This is a genomic window from Neobacillus sp. NPDC093127 (assembly GCF_044754175.1).
In the GTDB taxonomy this organism is placed as follows: Bacteria; Bacillota; Bacilli; order Bacillales; family Cytobacillaceae; genus Neobacillus.
In genome coordinates this window covers 108,458-126,445 of the sequence record NZ_JBIVOP010000006.1, presented here as the reverse complement: position 1 = coordinate 126,445, position 17,988 = coordinate 108,458, and the positions used below count along the sequence as shown (strand labels likewise).

The 17,988-nt window shown below is 41.0% G+C and carries 18 protein-coding genes; 13 read left to right on the top strand and 5 right to left on the bottom strand.

Annotated elements, in window-relative coordinates:
- Nucleotides 1-41 precede the first annotated feature (41 nt).
- The 8 genes from ACIQCO_RS10580 to ACIQCO_RS10545 all read left to right on the top strand — a co-directional run bounded on the left by ACIQCO_RS10580 (nt 42) and on the right by ACIQCO_RS10545 (nt 6,397).
- On the top strand, nt 42-887 hold the full coding sequence (locus ACIQCO_RS10580; protein ID WP_400428280.1) for a CpaE/TadZ family protein: 846 nt from the start codon (nt 42-44) through the stop codon (nt 885-887).
- 14 nt (nt 888-901) lie between these two features.
- Nucleotides 902-2,335 carry a TadA family conjugal transfer-associated ATPase gene (locus ACIQCO_RS10575; RefSeq protein ID WP_400428278.1) on the top strand — a complete coding sequence of 478 codons (1,434 nt, stop codon included), beginning with the start codon at nt 902-904 and terminating at the stop codon, nt 2,333-2,335.
- Nucleotides 2,335-3,297, top strand: a complete 963-nt coding sequence (locus ACIQCO_RS10570) for a type II secretion system F family protein (protein WP_400428277.1) — start codon at nt 2,335-2,337, stop codon at nt 3,295-3,297. The genes ACIQCO_RS10575 and ACIQCO_RS10570 overlap by 1 nt, the downstream gene beginning before the upstream one ends.
- Nucleotides 3,298-3,303: 6 nt before the next feature.
- Nucleotides 3,304-4,221 carry a type II secretion system F family protein gene (locus ACIQCO_RS10565; RefSeq protein ID WP_400428276.1) on the top strand — a complete coding sequence of 306 codons (918 nt, stop codon included), beginning with the start codon at nt 3,304-3,306 and terminating at the stop codon, nt 4,219-4,221.
- A gap of 107 nt (nt 4,222-4,328) precedes the next feature.
- The gene (locus ACIQCO_RS10560) at nt 4,329-5,255 is read left to right on the top strand and encodes a fumarylacetoacetate hydrolase family protein (RefSeq protein WP_400428274.1); all 927 of its coding nucleotides are present in this window, start codon (nt 4,329-4,331) and stop codon (nt 5,253-5,255) included.
- A 105-nt stretch (nt 5,256-5,360) separates the two neighbouring features.
- Nucleotides 5,361-5,711, top strand: a complete 351-nt coding sequence (locus ACIQCO_RS10555; protein ID WP_400428272.1) for a YisL family protein — start codon at nt 5,361-5,363, stop codon at nt 5,709-5,711.
- Between the two features lie 139 nt (nt 5,712-5,850).
- A complete protein-coding gene (locus tag ACIQCO_RS10550) occupies nt 5,851-6,123 on the top strand; it encodes a ubiquitin-like small modifier protein 1 (protein ID WP_400428270.1) in 273 nt (90 codons plus the stop codon).
- A gap of 1 nt (nt 6,124) precedes the next feature.
- A complete protein-coding gene (locus ACIQCO_RS10545; RefSeq protein ID WP_400428269.1) occupies nt 6,125-6,397 on the top strand; it encodes a MoaD-like domain-containing protein in 273 nt (90 codons plus the stop codon).
- A gap of 37 nt (nt 6,398-6,434) precedes the next feature.
- Here the strand turns inward: ACIQCO_RS10545 and ACIQCO_RS10540 are convergent, their stop codons facing one another.
- Nucleotides 6,435-8,264, bottom strand: a complete 1,830-nt coding sequence (locus ACIQCO_RS10540; RefSeq protein ID WP_400428267.1) for an aldehyde ferredoxin oxidoreductase family protein — start codon at nt 8,262-8,264, stop codon at nt 6,435-6,437.
- A 215-nt stretch (nt 8,265-8,479) separates the two neighbouring features.
- Between ACIQCO_RS10540 and ACIQCO_RS10535 the strand changes: the two genes are divergently transcribed.
- On the top strand, nt 8,480-9,508 hold the full coding sequence (locus ACIQCO_RS10535) for a ThiF family adenylyltransferase (protein WP_400428266.1): 1,029 nt from the start codon (nt 8,480-8,482) through the stop codon (nt 9,506-9,508).
- A 235-nt stretch (nt 9,509-9,743) separates the two neighbouring features.
- Here ACIQCO_RS10535 and ACIQCO_RS10530 read toward each other — a convergent pair whose 3' ends face one another.
- Entirely contained in the window at nt 9,744-10,307 is a 564-nt protein-coding gene (locus ACIQCO_RS10530; RefSeq protein ID WP_400428263.1) for a DUF2777 domain-containing protein, read from the bottom strand.
- Between the two features lie 227 nt (nt 10,308-10,534).
- Between ACIQCO_RS10530 and asnB the strand changes: the two genes are divergently transcribed.
- Together asnB and ACIQCO_RS10520 are read left to right on the top strand one after the other, a co-directional pair.
- On the top strand, nt 10,535-12,382 hold the full coding sequence (asnB, locus tag ACIQCO_RS10525) for an asparagine synthase (glutamine-hydrolyzing) (RefSeq protein WP_400428261.1): 1,848 nt from the start codon (nt 10,535-10,537) through the stop codon (nt 12,380-12,382).
- A 125-nt stretch (nt 12,383-12,507) separates the two neighbouring features.
- Complete coding sequence (locus ACIQCO_RS10520) at nt 12,508-14,031, top strand: alpha-amylase family glycosyl hydrolase (protein WP_400428259.1); 1,524 nt, start codon at nt 12,508-12,510, stop codon at nt 14,029-14,031.
- 37 nt (nt 14,032-14,068) lie between these two features.
- On the opposite strand, the gene ACIQCO_RS10515 is transcribed toward ACIQCO_RS10520, so the two are convergent.
- On the bottom strand, nt 14,069-14,941 hold the full coding sequence (locus ACIQCO_RS10515) for an SDR family oxidoreductase (protein ID WP_400428257.1): 873 nt from the start codon (nt 14,939-14,941) through the stop codon (nt 14,069-14,071).
- A 104-nt stretch (nt 14,942-15,045) separates the two neighbouring features.
- Nucleotides 15,046-15,537 carry a YajQ family cyclic di-GMP-binding protein gene (locus ACIQCO_RS10510; RefSeq protein ID WP_066084303.1) on the bottom strand — a complete coding sequence of 164 codons (492 nt, stop codon included), beginning with the start codon at nt 15,535-15,537 and terminating at the stop codon, nt 15,046-15,048.
- 136 nt (nt 15,538-15,673) lie between these two features.
- Between ACIQCO_RS10510 and ACIQCO_RS10505 the strand changes: the two genes are divergently transcribed.
- Both ACIQCO_RS10505 and ACIQCO_RS10500 read left to right on the top strand, forming a co-directional pair.
- Nucleotides 15,674-16,537 (top strand): CvfB family protein, encoded by an 864-nt coding sequence (locus tag ACIQCO_RS10505; protein WP_400428255.1) that lies wholly within the window; start codon nt 15,674-15,676, stop codon nt 16,535-16,537.
- A 71-nt stretch (nt 16,538-16,608) separates the two neighbouring features.
- Entirely contained in the window at nt 16,609-16,740 is a 132-nt protein-coding gene (locus tag ACIQCO_RS10500) for a DUF3941 domain-containing protein (protein ID WP_400428253.1), read from the top strand.
- A 356-nt stretch (nt 16,741-17,096) separates the two neighbouring features.
- Here the strand turns inward: ACIQCO_RS10500 and ACIQCO_RS10495 are convergent, their stop codons facing one another.
- A complete protein-coding gene (locus tag ACIQCO_RS10495) occupies nt 17,097-17,960 on the bottom strand; it encodes a DegV family protein (protein WP_400428251.1) in 864 nt (287 codons plus the stop codon).
- Between the last annotated feature and the right edge of the window lie 28 nt (nt 17,961-17,988).

The window sequence follows — 17,988 nt, the reverse complement described above, 5'->3', positions numbered from 1 at the left end:
AAAGCTCAAAAAACAGTAAAGCTTTTGGAAGGTGACGATTCATGACAAGCCCAGTTGAAATGCAAACCGAACAAATGAATAGTAACCCACAGGGTGGAAAAATAATAGCTGTTTGCAGCCCAAAAGGCGGGATTGGTCGTACTACCTTAACCGTTAATTTAGCCGTAGCGTTAATGAAAAATAACTTTACTGTTAGTGTTTTGGATGGTGATTTTCAGTTCGGTGACGTTAACCTTGCCATGGATTTGAAATTCTCCTTAACTGTTAAAGAAGTGTTGGAAGTTCTACAGTCACTTGATGGCCCTAGTCTCAATAATTATTTAGCTGTACATGAAAGCGGAGTAAGAGTCCTTTCAGCACCTGAGCGCCCGGAATTTGCCGACTTAATTACGAATGAAGCAGTTAATAAAATTTTGGATGTGATGATCTCCCAACATGATTACGTGGTTGTTGACACGCCTGTTGGTTTACATGAGCAATCACTAAGAATTCTTGAAAGAGCCGACCAAGTCCTTGTGATAACGAATTTGGAGATGGCTTCCTTAAAAAATACGAAGCTCTACCTTGAAACTCTCGACCTGCTGGGGCTAAGGTCAAGGGTTAAGATCATAGTTAACCGAGCAAATATGGACAGTGTGATTAAAGCGGAGGATGCAGCCAAAATTTTAGCTGTACCCAATCCTATTTATATCCCAAATGATTTTCAAATTTGTTCGCAGTCGATTAATTTAGGTGTTCCATTTGTAATGAAGTACGCAAAATCAGAAGTGGCCAAGGGTGTCTTTAAAATGGCTGAATTAATTTCGGGCGGTCCTAGTCCGAGTTCCAAGAAAGCAAAAAAAGGTCATTCACCATTATCAAAGCTTTTTTCCAAGAAACGTTCGTAAGGTGGGTTGGATGAATGAGTCTCTTAAATAGACTTCAAGAAAAAAAGATACTTTCGGGCGGGGAATCGCAAAAAGAAGCTTCATTTGATGAATATCGGGTATCCTCGCCTACACCCGACATTCGTAAGGTATTTCGTGAACAGACTGTAAAAGAAAAAAAGAAGGAAACGAGAAGTACAGAAAAAACAAACAAACATCAAGAATTAAAGAACGTAATGCAGAAAAAGATTATTCAAGAGCTAAAAGAGCAAGAGATTGAGCAAATCGTCGGCAAGCTTGACGAAATGGCGATAGAAATCATAAAAGAAGATGAGGAATTTCGTGGGCAAATCGACAGAAAAAAAGTAGTCGATGAATTGATCAATGATTTAACAGGCTTTGGTCCAATAAATCCGCTCCTATTGGATGAAGATGTTTCCGAAGTGATGGTAAACGGACCGAACCAAGTTTATTGTGAACGAAAAGGTAAATTAGTGCTAACAGAAGTTTCATTTCGTGATAACGAGCATGTCATGAATGTAATTGAAAAAATTGTTGCACCGCTCGGAAGGCGAATTGACGAAAGCTCACCAATGGTTGATGCCAGGCTGCCAGATGGATCACGGGTAAATGCTATTATTCCTCCGCTCGCATTAAATGGACCAACGATTACGATTCGAAAATTTTCCAAGGATCCCTATCAAATTGAGGACTTAATTAACTTCGGAACGGTGACGGAAGAAATGGCAATATTTCTAGATGCCTGCGTAAAGGCACGCTTAAATATGTTTGTAAGCGGCGGAACGGGCTCAGGTAAAACAACTACACTGAATGTTTTATCTAATTTTATTCCGGATGATGAGAGGATTGTTACGATAGAGGATGCTGCGGAAATTCAGCTTGGTCAGGAACATGTTGTTACCTTAGAGTCGAGACCGCCTAATATTGAAGGTAAAGGAGCCATCTCGATTCGCGATCTAGTCCGGAATTCCTTAAGGATGAGACCGGATCGGATTGTTATTGGTGAGGTGCGCGGCGGGGAAGCGCTTGATATGCTCCAAGCGATGAATACAGGGCATGACGGATCGCTTGCGACAGGCCATGCCAACAGTCCGAGGGATATGATTTCCCGCCTGGAAACAATGGTGTTGTTAGCAGGAGTAGATCTGCCGATTAAAGCGATTCGTGAACAAATTTCCGGAGCGATTGATATCATTATCCAGCAATCCCGACTTAAAGATGGGGCAAGAAAAATTATTAATATTACCGAAGTGCAAGGGATGGAAGGTGATATTATCGTCCTGCAAGATATTTTTACCTTTAAACAAGATGGGCTGGGTGAGGACGGGAAAATCATTGGCCGGCTTGCCCCAACTGGTGTCCGTCCCAGATTTTATGAGCGGCTTGAGTCTTCAGGCATTCATATACCGCCATCTGTATTTTTTGAAAAAGAGGAGTGGGGACACTGATGTTTGCACTCTTGTTCTCTTTTTTGTTATTTGTCATATTTTTATGCTATTTGATCTTAGGAAAACTATTTCCTAAGGAAAAAAAATTTGATAATCGAGTTCAGCATTATTTAGCTATCGAGGTTAAAAAAGAAACTCAAGGTGAAATTAGAGTCAAACGGAAAACATTCATAAAAGTATTAAAACAAAGAATCCAGAAACAAGTGTTAACAAAGGAAAAAAACACGAAACTTGAAACGAAAATAGCCCGGGCAGGACTACCGTTAAAGCCGGAAGAATTCATCCTCTTTCAATGGATTTTAACGGCATTAGCGGGTGGTTTATTCTATTTATTCACAGAAAATTGGTTGTTCATCTTAATTGGCGGGATACTAGGCTTCTGTTTTCCAAAATGGTATTTGCGAAAAAAACAGCACGATCGGGTAGCAAGGTTTAATGAAGGTCTTGCTGATATGATAACCACCATTGTTGGCTCACTTAGAGCCGGCTTCAGTTTTCCACAGGCATTAAAATCCGTTACTGAGGAAGCGGCTTCACCGATTAAGGAGGAAATGGAGTTCGTATTGAAAGAAATGCAGTACGGAAAAAGCATTGAAGATGCGTTGAACGATTTAAAGGAACGTATGCCAAGTGAAGACTTGGATTTAATGATCCAAGCGATCTTAATTCAACGTCAAGTTGGCGGTAATCTTGCGACTGTTCTGGATAAGATTGTGGAAACCATACGCGGCCGGACCAAAATACAGAGGCAAATTACCACCTTAACGGCACAGGGGCGGTTATCCGGATATGTCATTGCCCTGCTTCCGGTCATTCTTGGATTAGTTCTTTACATGATTCAGCCTGAATATATTGGAACGCTGTTTCATCATCCAATTGGCCTTGCAATGGTGGCGGCAGGTCTCATTTCAGGAATTATCGGTTTTATTTTAATCAAAAAAATTACTACAATCGAGGTGTAGCGGGTGGTGTATCTATGTTTATTTATAACCGTCACACTTGGGGTTTATGGGATTCTATTAATTAAACCCGAAAAAAATAATCGTATGAAAGCCCGCGTAGACTTCTTTTTATTAGATGCACAAGCTGGCAAGGAAGAAATGGTTTCAGAGGAACAGGAGTCGTTTTCCAAGAGAATGATTACTCCAGTTTTACTAGATTTTAAAAAGAGCTTTAGGAAGAGGATCCCAGGGGAGAAAGAAGTAAAAATTGACTTAAAGCTGCAGAAGGCGGGAAATCCCTTTGGGATGACAGCGGTTGATTTTCGGTTGGTCCAAGCTGTTTCCATTTGCCTCATTCCGATGATTTTCGCCGGTTATGGTGCAATCCTGCATGCCGGTAATGGAGTCACCATTATCTTTGTAATTGTAGGAATTCTTGTTGGTTTTTTTGCGCCCCATCTCTATTTGAAACAGAAAACAAAGGCAAGGTGCCGCATTGCCTTAAGGGAATTTCCAGATGTTTTAGATTTGTTAACTGTTAGTCTTGAAGCGGGGCTTGGCTTTGATGCGGCGGTGGCAAAGGTAGTTTCCAAAAAAGAAGGTGTTCTAGCAGCTGAATTTCAACGTTGTATGGAGGAAATCCGCCTTGGTAAAACGAGAAGGGAGGCACTTTCCGGTATTCGGGACAGGATGGATGTCGATAGTATCAAAGCCTTCATTAGTAGTGTCCTCCAGGCAGAAAAACTGGGAATTGGCATGGTGAGGGTGTTAAGAGTCCAATCAAATGAAGTTAGAGAACGGAGAAAGCAACGCGCAGAAGAAGAGGCGATGAAAGCACCCATCAAAATGCTGTTTCCGTTAGTCCTTTTCATATTTCCGAGTTTATTTATTGTTTTGTTAGGGCCGGCGGTGATTCAATTTATTGAGACTTTTAAAAATGGTTAAACCCTTTGCATTATGTGTAAAGGGCTTTATCGTGTTAAAATAATTATTAGATTGTTCTGTTTATTTTTTCAATAAGTCGCAGTCAATAAAAACAGGGGTGAGTAACAATGAGATTTGTAACAGTCCAGCATAATAATGAACCGTTTGTAGGTGTAGTCGATTCGAATGAATCAAAAATACTTTTACTTAATCCTGCGGAAGAAGCAAGAACAGGACAAAAAAGCTTCCCAGCTTCTTTGTTGGAATGTATCGCCATGGAGGAGCATTTTATCAATCAAGTCAATAGTCTGTTAGAGTGGGTGGAAAGTAGGGGGAAGTCTGATTCGTTTTTCATTCCGCTAGAAGCGGCGACCTTACTTGCTCCGATTCCAAGGCCGAGCAAGAATATCTTTTGTGTGGGGAAAAATTATGTGGAGCATGCGATTGAAATGGGGAGTGCCGAAGATATCCCTAAGCATGTTATGGTTTTTACCAAGGCGCCAACTACAGTTATTGGTCCTAATGGGACGATTTTACCCCATCATGATGTAACGAGCCAGCTGGATTATGAAGGAGAACTTGCCGTTATTATTGGAAAAAAGGGCATGGCGATAAAGAAAGAAGAGGCACTTGATTATGTGTTCGGGTATACCATTATAAATGATGTAACGGCGCGTGATTTACAATCAAGGCACAAGCAATTTTTCATCGGAAAAAGCTTGGATACAACATGCCCAATGGGGCCATGGATTGTCCATAAAAGCGCGGTCGAAAATCCTAATGATTTAACTATCGAAACGAAGGTAAATGGAGAAGTAAGGCAGAGCTCTAATACCAAGAATTTTATTTTTCCGATTGAAGAGGTCCTAGCCGTATTATCTGCAGGCATGACGCTTGAACCGGGTGATATTATTGCAACGGGCACTCCTGCTGGTGTCGGAAAAGGTTTCAAACCGCCAAGATTTTTGCAGTCTGGCGACCAAATAGATATTTCAATTGAAAGAATTGGTACTTTGGTAAACAAGGTTGGGGGTAACAAAGCCTACGACTTATAAAACAACATACTCCGTTTATCACTATATCTGGGTTCATTTCTTCGTATTTTAAAATTGCCTATGGTATGATATAGTCGAAAAAGTTTACATAAGGAGGCAATTTAAATGATTCACGGTCATGTAACAGCTTGGGCTTTAGCTCTAATATTATTTTTTGTAGCGATTTTTTTGAACAAGGGCGGTAAGGCAAAAGGGTTTAAAATTGTCCAAATGATTTTAAGAGTACTATATTTGCTGATTATTGGAACTGGGATTGGGATGCTTATTAAGACAGGTTTGGACACTCAACATATTTTAAAAGCTGCGGCAGGACTCTGGATTGTCGGGTTATTTGAAATGATTCTCGGTCGAGTTGCAAATAACAGAAGGACGTCTGTTTTTTGGATCCAGTTTGTAGTCGCATGGGTACTTGTTCTTTATTTAGGTTTTCATGTTTTACATATTTATGATATTTAATATCTATAATGATATTAAACTAAGGCTGCTGAGAATTTAATCCTCGTCAGCCTTTTTATTTTGTGGAAGACGATAATCAAGGGTGACAACATTGGTCTTTGGTTTTAAAATTGGTAGTAGTAGAGAGGAGAGGATCCATATGCTCGTAAAGGTGTTTGCAAATCTCCGGCAAATTTGCGGCGGGGTTACGGTAGAGGTGCAGCCTGATGGGGACCGGGTTATCGATGTGCTTGATAAAATGGTTGTGATGTACCCTGATTTAAAGGATGAAATTTTTACAGCAGAAAAAGAGCTGCTTCCATTTGTCCATGTGTACGTTAATGGGAGGAATATTATCCATCTTGACAATCTTCAGACTAAGGTCGAGGAAACGGATCAGTTTGCGCTTTTCCCTCCGGTTGCAGGCGGCTGATGTGATAATAAGAGATTTAGAGTTTCGCGGCATTAACCGAGAACACCTCGGGATGTATTTTGAAGAACTCGGTGCAGTGCCAATGTCGGACAGCTACCCGTATGTCTTTGCCGGGGATGGCTGGAACGGAAAAATTTTATCCGAAAAGGAAATAGCATTTACTACAAGTTTTAAAGTTAATGCAGTACAAGTCCGTTTTGAAGCAGAGAATGAAGCTGCAATGTTAGAACTCATCAAACAATATCGGTACAAAACAACCAGAATAGGCGGTTAAAAGGCTCCTGCGAAATTAATAACGCAGGAGCCTTTTTTTATGCTAATTGATTTTCAGAGTCAATTATTCCTAATTCACGAAGCTTTTCTTCCGGTACTAGGCCGTCTTTCCAGCCGCGGACCTGGTAGTATTCTTCCAGCATGATATCCATTCGGCTGACAGCCCCGGCACTGTTTCCAGAAGCAGGTTCTTCAGTGAACCGTTTAGGCAGGAAGTCATCGTCACGTTGATTAAAGCCTGCGAGGTTATTATAATAACGCTCAAGATTATAAATTCTTTCCCCAGCCTTCATCACGTCATCAGCTGTCAATTGGACGCCAGTCATCGCACTATATTGCTCGGCATAATGCTCAGCGTTTTCAGAGAAGGAAGAGAACTTACAAATATTCATAGAATCAGAGAACGCAAGCATATCTTGGAATACCTTTAATAATTCCCCTTTTCCTTCAGGCTGCAGGCGGTCAGTTGGTTCCGGAATACCAGCAATTTCACTGGCTACGGTATAGCCGCGCAGGTGGCAGGCACCGCGATTACTTGTTGCATAACCAAGGCCAATACCTTGAATTCCGCGAGGGTCGTAAGCTGGAATGGATTGACCTTTAACGGACATCGATAATTCAGGAGCACCCCATAGTGCAGTTGCTCGGGCAGGTCCTTCAGCAAGAACGCCGCCAAAGCCTTCGCGGAAAGCAATTTTTCTAGTTAATTCAATCATAGAGTCGGCGTCACCCCAGACCAGCTCTTCTGAAATGATCCCTTTTTCATAAGCCTCCATCGTTACAGAAAAGGCGTGCCCCAGCTCAATCGTATCAAGACCATATTCATTGCAGCGGTCAATCATATAAGAAATTGCTTCCGCATCGCTTAATAGACAGTTGGAACCGAGCGACCAGGCAGACTCAAACTCAATACTTTCGACACGTGTCTTATATTTACCATCTTTTACTTCAACCTCAATTTTACAGCCAACCGGGCAGGCATGGCAGGTGTTGTTAGCTACTCGTAAATGGGTGTTAACATATTCACCGCTGTGCTTTTCTGCCTCATCCCAGTGAGTAAGCTGTGAGTTTTTCGTTGGCAGTGCTCCGACTTCATTAATTAGGTTGGTTAACACGTTTGTACCGTAAACAGATAGTCCGCCTTTATTCGGCGCCGTTAAGCCGCCGTCAAGAATCGCTTTAACCGCCTTTTTGTTGGCTTCCTTATATTCACCATCTAGCTTAGGCACCGGCATATTCCCTTTTTGGGTTGCCTTGATCACAATGGCCTTCAATTTTTTATAGCCGGCAACAGCAGCTGTACCGCCTCGGCCTGCTGCCCGGTCATGCTCATTAATAAAGGAGGCGAAACGAACGGTATTTTCACCCGCTTGACCAATGGTCATGACACTAAGGTCTGACTCACCGTATTGGTCTTTCATTGCCTTAATAAATGCTCTGGTACTAGTACCCCAATAGTCTGAAGCATCACGGATTTCTGCTTTCCCATCTTCAATATAAAGGTAAACAGGCTTGTCGCTTTTTCCAGTGAAAATAATATTATCGACACCAGCCCATTTCAAACGTGCAGCTGTCCAGCCGCCGATATGGGAATCAGTAACAGTACCGGTTAGCGGCGATTTTGTAACCACACAAAGGCGTCCGCTCATCGATGAACGGGAACCGGTTACAGGACCTGTCATGATACATAGAGCGTTCTCTGCCGACAATGGTTCGACTTCAGGACCGTTATCTAATACATATTTAACCCCAAGTCCCCGGCCGCCGATATACTTTTTTGCATCTTCTTCGTTGATGGACCTGTATTCAACGGTCCCTTCCGTTAAATCAACTAACACTTCTTTGTTTTTAAACCCGCCTAGATTCAAAGTTTTTCCCTCACTTTCAAATAATATTAATCTCTTATCAAAAAGCTAAGAGATTTCGCCAAAACTTATCTATAAACCCAATATTTATTATACACTTTTTAGAATATTATTAAAATTAAAATTTATGTAAAGAAAGATAATTTGATATGATAATAGTATTAAGCATGTTTGGATGTAGGAGTTATTTAAAGTCTTTTGGAAAAGAGGAATAATTGATGGGTGATTTAGAACGTTATTCAAGACAAATCCTTTTTCGGGCGATTGGGGAAGAGGGACAGCGTAAATTGCTGACAAGCAGAGTAGCTATTGTTGGAGCAGGAGCACTTGGCACCGTGATTGCAAACCATCTTGTCCGTTCCGGTGTTGGTCATTTAAGGTTGATTGATCGCGATTTAGTGGAGATTTCCAATTTACAGCGGCAAACGCTTTTTGATGAAGAAGATGCCAGATTAAATCTCCCTAAGGCTATTGCCGCCCAAAAAAGACTAAATAAAATTAATTCCTCCATAACTGTAGAGGCAGTGATTGCAGACCTAAACCTCGATAATGCAGAAGATTTATTAAGCGGTTTTGAAGCTATTGTCGATGGCACGGATAATTTTATGACCCGGTTCTTAATTAATGATGTCGCTATTAAAACCGGAACCCCGTGGGTACATGGTGCTGCGGTAAGTTCTAGAGGAATGTTTGCCGTGATTAAACCAGGGATTACTCCATGCTATCGCTGTCTGTTTCCACATGTACCGGCGGGAACGGGAGAAACATGTGATACGGTTGGTGTCCTATCGCCGTTAACGGATATTATCGGCTCCTATCAGGCAATGGAAACAATAAAATTATTGGTCGAGGCGGATACTACCCCTAACCTAGAACAAATTGATATCTGGGATGTTACTACGATGCAAATGGATATTTCTAAGGGGAGGAATCCAAATTGTCCAGCATGCGTTCATGGACAATTTGATTTTCTCGACCGGTCTTCTAATCTTCAGGTTGCCTATACAACGCTATGCGGCCGCAATACAGTTCAAATCAATCCAAGGAATAAACGCGAGCTTGATTTGAAAAAATTGGCTGAGTATCTGAAGATTAGCGGAAAAGTGGCGGGGAATGAATTTTTATTGCGCTTTTACCCTGAAGCAGATATTTCAATTGTCGTATTTAAGGACGCCCGCGTCCTCATCCATGGAACAAATGATATCGTTAAAGCAAAAATGCTCTATGCGAAATATATAGGGAACTAAACTAGTCCTTGTAAAAAAAGAAGAGGCATGGATTTTCCATGCCTTTTCTTATAGTATCAGAATTTATATCATTGTACTTTGAGAATTGTCCAGCTCCAGCGCCCTAGCGGCTAATGTCCTTCGCTCTCCGCCCTACGATAAGTCAACATCGGGCAGCGAAGCTCTCCGTGTTTCCTTTATCTCAGTTGGAGCGCTCCAGGCCATACGCCGCTGACCAGGGCGCTTGCGCTTTTCTTTATGAAATCATTTTTTCGATTATTAGTCTCTTTCCTGTGTTTAAGGTGAATTCGAACCGGTCATTAATCTTTTCAAAGTAGCAAAAATGATGCTGAACGTTACAAATTTGCTCTTGGTTATCGAACACCATAAAGTTCACACCATCTTTCCGCTGTTCGTCTGATAAAAACGATAAATGGTTGTAACAATAAATGCAATCGAATATGGAGAAGTTTAATGAGTTTAACGTGGTTATGAACTGGAAAAATGCATCATCATTTATCCCGTCTAACAATCTTTCGAGCGAATAGATTAAATGTTTCTTAATCCGCACTAAATCATGGTCACGGAGCATGATTGCTTCATTCCCAATACGGATTTTACCTGATTCAAACAATATACCCTTTTTCCAGCGATTCATCCGAAAGATTTCAATCTCCTGCTGCAGATAATCTTCTAACATGGCAGCCTCTTCAGACTCCTCATCAAAAAATATCCATTGATCGTTAATTTGTTCAACAGTTCCTTCGGTATAGGCTCGCTTTTGAATATCGTATAGATAGATTCGTTGTTGTCGATTCATTGTTAACCTCCGTGCCAGATGCTTACATATTCCTTTTTAGACATCTTCCTGAAATTTTATAACCTGATTATTTTAAAAGAGTAAGGATAAAATTCCCTAATCTTAAAAACACTTGTTAAAAGTGATTTTGAATATTCGCTTTATGGACAATTAACCAAATAGTATGGGCTGAATACAATAGACCATGTATTAAATGTCTAGAAGCGGTTTAGAAAGGAGATTAGTACATGTGTGGAATATCCGGATGGATTGATTTTAAGAAAATAATTAGCAAGGAAACAGATTCCCTTACGAAAATGGCCGAAACGCTGGCAAGGAGAGGCCCCGATGAAACGAACATCTGGACAGATACACATGTAGGTTTTGGACATAAAAGATTAATTGTTGTCGACCCAGCAGGGGGAAGGCAGCCAATGTCCAATCAAATAATGGGTTATCATTACACAATTTGCTACAACGGGGAATTATATAACACGGAAGATATCCGCAAAATTCTCCTTACTAAAGGATATTCTTTTAAAGGTCATTCTGATACTGAAGTATTGTTATCAGCCTATATAGAATGGGCGGAAGAATGTGTAAATTATTTAAATGGCATCTATGCATTTGCGATTTGGGATAGTAAGAGAGAACAACTCTTTATTGGACGAGACCGTCTCGGGGTAAAACCGTTATTTTTCACAGAACACAAAAAAGGACTTATCTTTGCATCGGAACTCAAGGCAATCCTTGCCCATCCTGAAATTAAAATCGAGATCAATCATGAGGGGCTTTCCGAAATTTTTGGAGCAGGACCATCCCGCCCGCCTGGTTCGGGGGTCTTTAAAGGAATAAAAGAACTTAGACCTGCCCATGCGCTTACTTTTTCAAGAAACGGTCTAAAGATTTGGCGCTATTGGAATGTAAAAAGTGAGCAACACAAAGATTCTGTCGAGGAAACGGCAGAAAAGGTCCGTTTTTTAGTTAGTGATGCAATAACAAGGCAACTTGTTTCAGATGTGCCATTATGCACCTTCTTATCAGGCGGGCTTGATTCAAGTATCATCACAGCCATTGCTGCTAAAGGCTTCTCAAAGCAAAATAAAGGGCAGCTCCATACGTATTCGATTGATTATGAAGGAAATGACCACTATTTTACCTCTAATGAATTCCAGCCGGATGCAGACGGGAAATTCATTCAAATGGTAACGGATAAATTTGGTACTAAGCACTTTAACAAAACCATTTCACAGCAACAATTAGTAAACGATTTGTTAGAAGCCACTCATGTTAGAGATCTTCCTGGAATGGCAGACGTGGATTCCTCGCTTCTCTGGTTTTGCCGGGAGATAAAAAAGGATTTTGTTGTCAGCCTGTCAGGAGAATGTGCCGATGAAATTTTCGGAGGGTACCCATGGTTTCATCGCAAGCCCGACTTGGAGCGGCTTGGCTTTCCCTGGATGCGCTCTGTTACAGAACGGCAAAATTTGTTGAAGCCGCATTGGCAGGAAAGATTGATGTTGAATGAATATTGCCTGGAACAGTATCGCCAGGCAGTGGCTGAAACTCCTAGATTAGAAGGGGAAAGTGCAGAAGAATCAAAACGCAGAGAATTATTCTACATTAATATGATTTGGTTTATGACGACTCTGCTTGATCGAAAGGATCGAATGAGTATGGGGGCCAGCCTTGAGGTCAGAGTACCTTTTGCGGATCATCGTCTTGTCGAGTATGTTTGGAATATCCCTTGGGAGATGAAAATGTATCAAGGGAGGGAAAAAGGAATCCTTCGTAAAGCCTTTGAGGGTATCCTTCCGGAGGAAGTTCTTTACCGGAAGAAGAGTCCTTATCCCAAAACACATAACCCGGAGTATGTTATGTTAATCCAAAAATGGATGGTGGAGATTTTGCAAGATAAGTCTTCTGCCTTACATGAATTCTTTGATAGGCAGCAACTAGAAAGAATTGTCGAGTCCGGAGGGAATTCCTTTCAAGAGCCTTGGTTTGGACAGCTGATGACTGGGCCGCAATTATTGGCCTACCTTGTGCAGTTACACACATGGTTCAAGGATTACAATATTAACATAGTGAATTAATTGGTCATACTTCTAGAAAAAAGCGCCTGAAATGGTGGATTAAATTTGGAATAAAATCTTTATTAGCTTAAAATGAGTGTAGGGAAGAGGGGCCGCCTTCTTCCTTTTTTAGAGGAGGAAATTAAATGAAAAAAATGACACTCTTTTTGGCCGCTTTATTACTATTCTCATCGACTCCTGCACATGCGGCTGTAAAAAAAGAAGGCAGGCTGTGGCAGGATGAATCTGTTTATTCTATCATGATTGACCGTTTCAACAATGGAGATATAAAAAATGACACCGATGTTAATGCACAGGATCCGCTAAGCTTTAACGGTGGTGATTTTCAAGGAATTATTGAAAGATTAGATTACATACATGATATGGGATTCACTTCGATTCGCCTGACACCTATCTTCGACAATGCTAAGAATGGCTATCATGGCTATTGGGTGGAGGACTTTTACAAAACGGACGAGCATTTTGGTACGATTAAGACCTTCCAAGAGCTTGTAAAAGAAGCACATAAACGGAAAATGAAGGTTATAATCGATTTTGTCACAAACAACGTAGCAGCCAGTCATCCGTGGGTAAGTGATGCCAGCAAGCAGGACTGGTTTAATGATAAACAGGAAATCAATGATTGGAATAATCAACAGGAGCTGGAAAATGGCTGGGTCGATGGGTTGCCTGACCTTAATCAGGACAACCCCGAGGTTAAGAAATACTTAATTGAGGCAGCGAAATGGTGGATTAAGAAAACGGATGTCGATGGGTATAGTCTACCAGAGGTAAACAATGTACCGCTTAGCTTTTGGGATGATTTCTCAAAGGAAGTGAAGAAAGGGAAGAAGGATTTTTTCCTGTTAGGCATAATCTCAAAAAATACTTCCACTGGCCTGAAACAATATGAAACAGCCGGAATTGACAGCCTATTTGATTACACTTACAATGCTCAATTGAGAAAAACGCTGGCAACAACAGATCAATCCTTCAGTAACCTTTATCCAAATGTTGTTGACAGTCAGCCCTCCTTTTTGAGACCAAATTTTATGGATGATGAATATTCTGTAAGATTTACAAATGATATTGTGGAAAAAAGGCAATTCCCGGGCTCACGCTGGAAAACGGCATTGACCTATCTTTATACCACCCCAGGAATTCCGATGGTTTATTATGGGACTGAAATCGCCTTAAGTGGGGGAGAAATTCCCGATAATCGCCAGCAGATGAATTTCCGGACGGAGAAAGAACTGATTGATTATATTACCAAGATTGGCGGACTAAGAAATCAGCTCCCCTCCTTGACAAGAGGAACGATGGAAATCCTTTATGACAAGCAAGGAATGGTGGTTTATAAACGAGTCTTTCAAGGCGAAACATCGGTTATTGCGATAAATAATACGAACAAATCGCAGAAGGTCATTTTAACAGCTGAGCAGTTAGCGGAAGGCAAAGAGCTCCGCGGCTTACTTGCCGGGGACTTTGTCCGCAGCCATGGGAATCAATATATTCTCATTCTCGATCGTGATAATTCAGAAATATATGTCCAAACAGATAAAAGCGGAATTAATATCACACTCATTGCATCGTTAATTTTTGTATATATATTAGTCTTTATCTTCTTGTTCTTTATCATCAAAAGAAGAAAAAATAAGACAATAGAATAAGACCAACGGCGGGATGTTTCCCGCCGTTGCGCTTTTCTTATCCATTTACGATTGTCCCGCCGTTGACGTGAATCATTTGGCCGCTGACATAGGAGGAGTCATCTGACGCCAGGAAAACATAGCTTGGTGCGAGCTCGGATGGCTGTCCGGCTCTTCCCATCGGAGTGGTTGAACCAAATGTCGCTACTTTGTCAGCTGTAAATGTCGATGGGATCAGCGGGGTCCATATCGGTCCGGGAGCAACACCATTTACTCTGATTCCTTGTGGTGCCAATGATTTTGAAAGCGAGCGGGTAAAGGTGACAATTGCTCCTTTTGTCGCAGAGTAATCCAATAATTGTTCATTTCCTTCATAGGCAGTGATGGACGCAGTGTTTATGATTGATGCACCTTCCTTTAAATAGGGAAGGGCCATTTTTGTCATATAAAAATAGGAAAAAATATTTGTCCGGAATGTTTTTTCGAGCTGGGCAGATGTAATATTGAGCAGGCTTGGCTGTGGATGCTGTTCAGCAGCATTGTTTACTAGGATGTCAAGCTTGCCAAATTTAGCAATCGTATTATTTACAATTTCCTTACAAAATTCTTCATTTCCTATATCGCCAGCATAGAGCAGGCATTTTCGGCCCTCCGCTTCAATGAGCTGCTTGGTCTCTTCCGCATCCTGATATTCTTCTAAGTAGACAATTACGATATCTGCGCCTTCTTTAGCAAAATAAATTGCGACAGATTTTCCAATACCACTGTCAGCTCCTGTGATAATGGCCGTTTTGCCTGCTAATTTTCCGCCAGCTTGATAATTGGCATCAACAGAGGTCGGCCGAGGTTCCATTTCACTTTCTAGCCCAGGCTGCCTGTTCTGATGCTGGGGTGGAAAGGTCGGCTTTTGATTATTTTGATTACTGCTCATTTACGAAAACCTCCACATATATATTCAATAGTTAGTGTTCGATAAATGAGTAAAAATATGAAGACAAAAAAACGGAAGGAATAATAACCCCTTCCGCCATTTGTTTAGCGATAATTAATAAACTGCACATCCACCGTTAAATCAGCTTCACGCACCAAAGAAATGATTTTTTGCAAATCGTCGCGGTTTTTACCGGTGACACGTACTTGATCGTCCTGCACCTGACTTTTCACCTTTACACCACTGTTTTTGATAATGGTATTAATCTTTTTGGCATTTTCTTTATCGATACCTTGGACAAGTTTGGCTCTTTGGCGAACGGTGCCGCCGGATGCCTTTTCGATTTTTCCGTAATCTAGGTTTCTAACTGGGATACCTCGTTTAATCATTTTGCTAAATAATACATCTTTTAGCTGGTCCATTTTATATTCATCATCTGAAATCAGGACTAGCTCTTCTTTATCAAGTGAGACTTCACTTTTGCTGCCTTTAAAATCGTAACGCGTACCAATTTCTTTCATTGTTTGTGTAATTGCATTTGTGACCTCAGAAAAGTCTACTTTGGATACAATATCAAATGAGCTGTCTTTAGACATAACCAAACCTCCATTTTTTCAACCATAGGTAGAAACATTACCTGCAAAAGTTTCCCTTTATGGCTACATTATAGTAAAATATAGCAGTTATAACAAGATTCAGGAAAAGCTCCATGAAAAGAAAAGGGGAGTAATGATGTCATTACAAGAACTTATTGGTCAATCCACTACTTTAACAGTTGCCCGTAAAGCAGCTTTCGGCTATTTTTTAACGGATGGAAATGAAGATGTTTTGCTCCATATCAATCAGGCTGATCAAGAATTTCAAGAGGAGGATCAGGTTGAGGTTTTTCTATATGTTGATTCGGAAGGACGAATTTCCGCTTCAACTACCATCCCGGAAATTGCCGTCGGACGCTATGGATGGGTCAAGGTAACAGATACAAATCCGAAAATTGGTGTTTTCTTAAATATTGGGCTTCCAAAGGATATTTTGTTAGGGATAGACGATTTGCCGACACATAAGTCAGTCTGGCCGAAGGCAGGGGATTTAGTCTATATAACATTAAAGCTGAGCCGCAATTATCTACTTTATGCCAAGCTTGCCAGCGACCCAATTATAGAATCCATTTCTGTAAAAGCAACAAGAGAAAATTTCAACAAAAATGTTCAGGGGCATATTTACCGAACTGCAAAGGTAGGAAGCTGGATTTATACGATAGAAGGATTTAAAGGGTTCATACATGAATCCCAGAGGCAGCAAGAGCCCCGTTTAGGACAAAAGGTCGAAGGTCGGATTATCGATATTAAGGAAGATGGAACGATTAACGTTTCCTTGCTTGCTAGGAAAGAGGAATCCCAAGATCAAGATGCAGATACCATTTACGAATATTTACTGAGCAGAGATGGTGCTATGCCATTCAGCGATAAGAGTATGCCTGAAGAAATACAAGAACGTTTTGGCTTAAGTAAGGGGGCGTTTAAGCGTGCCCTCGGGAAATTGATGAAAGAAGGCAAGGTTTATCAAGAAGGAAGCTGGACATATGTCAAGAAAGATTAAGTAGTTAAATACATACTCTTTTTTAGATTGCTTACACTAATAAGCGTAAGCAATTTGAAAGGGGTAAGTTTATGCCGCATACTTCCGATAATGACAAAAAAGCAAAAGACAATAATGCGCTTCACCATGAAAAAAATATGATGCGTGAAAAAAATCGTCAGGCAGGGAAAAATCAATACTCTAAACAGACAGACCATAAATAAAAAATGAGTGAGGGCGTTCCGAGGGCACTGAAAAAGTCCCTTAAATTTAGGGTTTTGTGTCTAGAGTGGGCTGTTGATTTCCGCTCCAGGCGGCTTCGCTTTCCGCGGGGTGGGCGGTGAGCCTCCTCGGCGTAAACGCCTGCGGGGTCTCACCTGTCCCACTGCTCCCGCAGGAGTCTTCGCCGCCTTCCGCTCCAATCAACAGTGTTCTTTTAAAAAGATAGATACCCTCATGAACAAAAAGACGCCTCAAAATTCACTTTTAGAATTTTTAGAGTCGTCTTTTTTATACTGCTATTCAGCACTATTGAAAAATCCAAAGATTTTCAGTGACCTCGAAATATTTCACTCATTTTTTATTGGTTAGGCATTTGGTTTAAAAAGAATATCGAAATGGTTCCTGCGCCTGTATGGGAACCTACAGCGGAGCCAATCGAAGAAATATAGACTTCTTTCGGATGAAATGCTTCCTCAATCAGTGCTTTCATTTCTATTGCCCCTGCTTCATTATCGGCATGGCTAATGCCAATTACTTGTTCCTTCATACTATTTCCGCGCTCGGACATGATTTCGATAATCCGGCGAAACACCTTCTTCTTCCCGCGGATTTTTTCGATTGGAACAAGTTTGCCGTCTTCCACGTTTAATATCGGCTTGATGTTCAATAATCCGCCCAAAAAGGCTGACGCTTTCGAGACACGGCCGCCCTTTGCCAAATAATCTAAATCCTCTACCGTAAATAGATGCTCCATATGCCCGCTTCTAAATCGCACATCTTTTAAAATTTCTTCTTTAGCCACGTTATTTGCGGCTAGCCTTGCTGCTTCCATAACGACAAGACCAAAACCAAGTGATGCACATTTCGTATCAACAATCGTTAAATTAAAGTTTGGATATTTTTCCTTCACTTGGTCAAGAATCATAACAGCGGTTGAATAAGTACCAGATAATGCAGAAGAGAATGCTATGTATATACCGTCTTCATTTTTTTTCGCCATTTCGGTAAAGATTTCCTCAAACGCAAGTGGAGAAGCTTGAGATGTTTTCGGCACAATTCCATTTCGGATTGCATCATAGACGGTTTTGGGATCAATCGTTTTTACATCTTCAAATTCTTCATCATTAATATGGACCTTCAAGGGGATTAAAGTGACATTATTTTCTTCATAAAAACTTTTTGGTAAATCGCATGCGCTGTCAGCGAGGATTTTTACCTCCATGAAGCTCACCTGCTTTCACATCATATAT